We start from the raw sequence: 5,204 nt of genomic DNA, 5'->3' as shown, positions 1-5,204 counted from the left end.
TGGGAGTATTTGCAGTTATGATAGGAGCATCGGCGGTTGAAATGGGCTGGCTGCAATCATCATCTAACTCACTGAGCAATTTGGGGCAGATTCTCTGGGGACGTATTAGTGATAGGGTAGGGCGACGAACGCCCTTTCTAATTTTAGGAAGCGTAATATTGGCTGTTCTGTGGTACATGCTTCCATATTCTTATAATCCAGTGGATCTCATTTTCCTCTATGCACTGATATCACTTTTTTCAGCCATGATAACCGTGAACTGGTACTCATTCATAGCCGATAATATTGCAGAAAAAAGGGGGCATTTTCTTTCTATAATAACCAATATCGCATCTATAGGCACAGTTATCTCTTTGATAGCTATTTTTTTCCTGCTTGACAGCAATTCAAGGAAGGATATTATTATTCCATTCACAGCAGCATCGATTTCATACATAGCATCTGCTTTGATAGGATTTATGCTCACAGAGAAAAAAAGCAAATCAATAATGAGCAAAAATCTTCTAGGGCACCTTAAAAACCCTAAAAAACAATAGTACATTCTATCAATATTTTATGGCAACTAATGTACAGTCTTTTTTCTGGTCACTGGCCTGGCCCATGTTTCCCATAACAATTGTTACAATTATGGGCTTTTCATTAAAAGTTGTGGCATTGCTCACCATTGCGGCAATTGGATCGGCACTTGTTACACAGTACTTTATTGCAAAATTTATTGATAATATCAACAGGATTCCTTTAATTTTCCTGAATAAGATTATGTTAAGTGGAATACCATTAATGTATGCCTTCTTCGATTCTTTTCCTCTTTTTATAGGAATTGAAATATACAGTGGTTTTTTAGGTTCAATTCAGAATTCCATTCTTACCTCCTATACACTGGATGTTGTTCCGGAGGGTCACCACGCCGAATATATTTCTATACTCAATGGATTTAATGGAGCAATTTATTTTGCAGGAGCGTTAACTGGGGGATACCTTCTTTCTTTGTTTATAGATTTCTTTCCACTGAAACTTGCACTTATATTTTCATATATCATTGTATTCAGTGGTAGATTTATTTCGTCTTTCCTGTTCCGTGGCCTTAAAGAAGTAGGTGGCGGGAGAAACAGGGGCGCATTAAGCATACTGTTTAAACCAAGGCAACCCGGTTCACCCTCTGGCGCCCCCATAAATCCCCGGTGAATAAATTACTATTCTCTGAGAAATACTTATCATACCATCTTTTACCCTAAGAACCGACGCTCTTGGATTTTCCCCAACAGGTGTATTCCGGAAGGGCTTTAATTTTAGATCGACTAAAAGGTCTATTTTCTGGACTTCCTCAGGAACTGTATGTCCGATGAATGTATCTTTAGGTTATTTCATGAGGCTTTAGGACAAAATTTTTAGTGGGTTCCTCTGAGCATTTTTTCATCATCCAGGTCAGTTTCACCGCTCTGACGTGCAGTGTCAGGGAATATTGTTCATGGAAATTGAGTACATTTGCAACATCTTCGTTCCTGAGTATCATAACTCCTCTTAGGAGCTTTGTACGATCTTTACTTAAAGCGATTATATCATAATATTTGAAATTTTAAAATTATCAACGAAAATATGGCAATTTCTAATCTAGAAACTATAATATATAGTTTATTTATTAAGTGAGAGGAGAGGATGTATTAATATGGAAAACGATGAAATTGAATTTGAAATAACAAATATAGGACCTATTAAAAGATCAATTATACATATTAAGAATATTACTACCATATTAGGACTTCCCAATTCAGGTAAAAGTTATGCACTTAGATCAATATACTGGTTTCTTCAACTTCTTGATGAATATAGATTTAAAGAATTTGGTGGCTTAATTAATCATGTTAAGTCGGACGAGATTTTAGAGAACAAAATTATGAATGATATGAATAAAGAAATAGAGAAAGAATTAAGTGATGTAATTAATGATTTTACATCGAATAAACAAAACAGCTCGACACATGGAGTGTATAAAAATAATATAAAAATAAATTATAAGATTAATTTAGAAAAATTAAAATTATTGATTAAAGGTGTATTTAAAGACACTCTTAAGCAATATACCGGTTCTAGTAATATAACAAATATTAAGGTTAATGGAAAATCAATGGATACGATAATAGACGATTCAATATCAGAAATACCAATATTTGGTTCCGAATACTCAAAGAATGATAATGGATTACAATTTATGTATTCAATAGCGAGAAATTTAAATTTTGGACCTCAAAAATATTATGATATAATGAATAAATTAAGGCGAAATCCCTTAACTGTTACAGTCAATTCGCTGAATTTTAGCAAAGCAGGTACAAGTATAAGCGTGGATGTTACTTTTTTAATTTCAAGGGCAAGTGATGAATATCTCAATGATAGAATGGCTTTTCGAGGATTTGATTTTCCCAGTTCAAATACTTCTATTGAAAATTTCCCATATATGGGAATAATTATATCTAATGTTTCTGAACATATATGGGCATCTATAATTAATTTTTCATTAAACAATATAAAATCGGCCATTTCCGATATTTCAGGTATCAATTCAACTAAATTTATTCCGTACGGAAGAAATATAATCGTTCAATTATATAATAGTTCATTGAAAAGAATTTTGTATTATCCTGGGACGATATTAAGAGATTTGAGTGTTTTAAAAAGTGCACCATTTTCAAGTTATTTTAAGTGGCTTGATGCTGGAAAAGAAAAACTAAATAGTGATCAAAATGAGTTAATCAGTTTATTTAATTTTATTATAAATGGCGAGATTAAATCAGATTCAAACACCAATGCCCTGAAATACTTTTTTGGTGATAACAAGTCTGTTGATATAAATTTGTCATCTGCCATGGTGGAAGAAATAACAGGATTAATGCTTCCTATTATTTCATCAAATGATAAAGATTTAATTATCATTGAAGAACCCGAAGCACAGCTTCATATTAGTACCCAAATAATAATGGGAATATTACTGGTAGCTTTAGCTAAGAAAAAAGATATTAAAATTATTTTTTCAACGCACAGTGATACGCTGGTGATAGTTATGAATTACTTGCTAACTCAACATATAGAGAAAAATGATGTTCAAAATCTTGTTAAAGCTATATATAATAATCAATTTTCTCAAGATAATTTAAACGATTTGATTAATGTTTTTGATGATAAGAAAAAAATAGACATTAAATTTTATTCTAATAAAGATGATAAGTTTATGTTAATAGATAATAAAGATATTTTAAAGGAAATACCCGGAATTACTGATTTCATAGATAGATTATTTAACTGGAGCATTGGTGTTATTTCTAAAACCCAAAAGGACCAAAATGGTGAAAATAAAAATGACTGAAGTTAACTTTCAGAAGTTAAAAGGGGACAATGAATGGGCAAAACTCGGTGAAAATGAATGCTATGCACAATTGCCAACCAGTTTCTCAGCAATTTTTAACGTAGAGCACTTTAAAAACAACGGTTTAAAACATTGTGATATAATATTTATAGGTAAACAAATCTTTTTTATTGAGCTAAAAAATACTAGTAATACAACAAATAAGGGTGAAATAATACAAAATATTTTTGAGAGTATAGAACCTAAATATAACGGTTCTAAGAAAATATTAGAGAGCCTACTTAAATTGTATAATAATGGCGTTTCAAAATCTTTTAACAATAAATGCTATACATTTTTTGTGTCCAATGAAACCATATCAATACTGCAGGCAAATAAAAGTATATTTACAAAACAAAAATATAAGCTCTCACATTTAAAAAGCGAATTAGATTTCATTATACTAAAACCATGCTGTTCAAATTTATTTGAATCTGGAAATTTTTTAAAAGTTCTTTAATGGTGATACGTTTTATTGTTATTTTCCGATGGTCTGTTACATGACTATTATACATACAGTAATAATTGTTGCTGCATAGTTTAAATATTCTCAAACATTATTTAGCCATGAAGAAGCTTGAAATTAATAACGCAAAGGAACAGTCTGTAGCAATACGGAATGAGATATCACGGTCAGGGGAATCAAGGTATGATCACAGGCTCCATGGAATCCTCCTCGTAAGTGAAGGCATGAGCTGTTATGAAGCAGGAAGAATGCTCGGGGAAGATTCCAGAAACATGGAGAGGTGGGTAAGGAAATTCAACGAGAAAGGTTTCAATGCCCTCAAGGAAGGAAAGAGATCCGGGAGGAGATCAAAACTTACACCACAGCAGATGAATATGATAAGCACTGACCTGAGGAAGAATCCCGGGGAATTCGGTTATGAACAGAACCTGTGGGAGGGGAAACTCCTCATGCACCACATCTCCGAGAAGTTCCACACGGAAATAGGCGTCAGGACATGCCAGCTGATCTTTCACAGACTGGAGTTCAGGAGGAGGAAACCCAGACCGGTGATCTCCAAAGGCGATTCTGAAAAGCAGGATGCTTTTAAAAAAAACTAGCTGAAGGTCTGAAAAGGGGAGATACAGACATATGGTCACTGGATGAGTGCCATTTCTACCAGCATGGAACAAGGCTGGCAATGTGGATACCTCCTGAGGACAAGGATCCAATCGTACTGCAGTATCCAACCAGGAAAGGTATCAGTGTATTTGGTGCTGTGAATATCAGGACAGGTGAATTGGTCGGCATGGTATCTGGTAGATTCAATGCCGTAACATTCAGGCAATTCCTCACTGTTCTTATCATGAGGGAAAAAGGCAAGAAGATGCAGATCATTCTTGACAATGCAAAATACCACTATGCAAAACTTTTCCTGCCGTGGTTGGAAAAGCATAAAGAACTGCTGTTTCTTGATTACCTTCCTGCATATTCCCCGAAGCTGAATTCCATAGAAAGGGTATGGAAACTCCTGAAAAGATTGAGATTACATAATCGGTATTTTCCAAACCTGAACGAAGTGATAAAGATTGTGACAAAGCAGTTCCTGTTATGGAAAGGAGAGAACGGCATCTTAAGAACGCTTTGCTATATGGAGTAATGACATATATACGGCAATACTTATGGCGTTATGTATAAAATGTAGGTTTATACCAATAGAAAAATTCCATTCCTCAGGAAAATAAAAAATATGATTAATAAGCGTAACTGGAAAAGTATCTTATATTGCAATAAATGTATCTTTAGGTTATTTAATGAGGAATATTAATATAACTTATTATATTAAATACATTAACATGG

At 33.5% G+C, this 5,204-nt stretch carries 7 protein-coding genes; 6 read left to right on the top strand and 1 reads right to left on the bottom strand.

The annotated features are described in order from the left end of the window. Both AMDU4_RS07555 and AMDU4_RS07550 read left to right on the top strand, forming a co-directional pair. Window positions 1-536: MFS transporter (locus AMDU4_RS07555; protein ID WP_290704569.1), on the top strand; the 536-nt coding region annotated here is incomplete at its 5' end. Window positions 537-555: 19 nt separating this feature from the next. Then, a complete protein-coding gene (locus AMDU4_RS07550) occupies window positions 556-1,185 on the top strand; it encodes an MFS transporter (RefSeq protein ID WP_021787391.1) in 630 nt (209 codons plus the stop codon). A 169-nt stretch (window positions 1,186-1,354) separates the two neighbouring features. Here the strand turns inward: AMDU4_RS07550 and AMDU4_RS07545 are convergent, their stop codons facing one another. Continuing rightward, window positions 1,355-1,513: a hypothetical protein gene (locus AMDU4_RS07545; RefSeq protein WP_290704566.1), complete on the bottom strand. Its 159-nt coding sequence runs from the start codon at window positions 1,511-1,513 to the stop codon at window positions 1,355-1,357. 153 nt (window positions 1,514-1,666) lie between these two features. Between AMDU4_RS07545 and AMDU4_RS07540 the strand changes: the two genes are divergently transcribed. From AMDU4_RS07540 to AMDU4_RS07525, 4 genes are all read left to right on the top strand, one after another. Continuing rightward, window positions 1,667-3,361 (top strand): AAA family ATPase, encoded by a 1,695-nt coding sequence (locus AMDU4_RS07540; RefSeq protein ID WP_021787390.1) that lies wholly within the window; start codon window positions 1,667-1,669, stop codon window positions 3,359-3,361. Then, a complete protein-coding gene (locus tag AMDU4_RS07535; RefSeq protein ID WP_290704563.1) occupies window positions 3,354-3,860 on the top strand; it encodes a hypothetical protein in 507 nt (168 codons plus the stop codon). Before AMDU4_RS07540 ends, AMDU4_RS07535 begins: the two co-directional genes overlap by 8 nt. A gap of 107 nt (window positions 3,861-3,967) precedes the next feature. After that, a complete protein-coding gene (locus AMDU4_RS07530) occupies window positions 3,968-4,465 on the top strand; it encodes a winged helix-turn-helix domain-containing protein (RefSeq protein WP_021787388.1) in 498 nt (165 codons plus the stop codon). Between the two features lie 8 nt (window positions 4,466-4,473). After that, a complete protein-coding gene (locus AMDU4_RS07525; RefSeq protein WP_290704575.1) occupies window positions 4,474-5,004 on the top strand; it encodes an IS630 family transposase in 531 nt (176 codons plus the stop codon). Window positions 5,005-5,204 lie beyond the last annotated feature (200 nt).

The sequence above is a fragment of the Ferroplasma sp. Type II genome (assembly GCF_000496155.1).
Note: the sequence above shows the minus strand (reverse complement) of the source record. Positions and strands in the feature narration are given on the sequence as shown.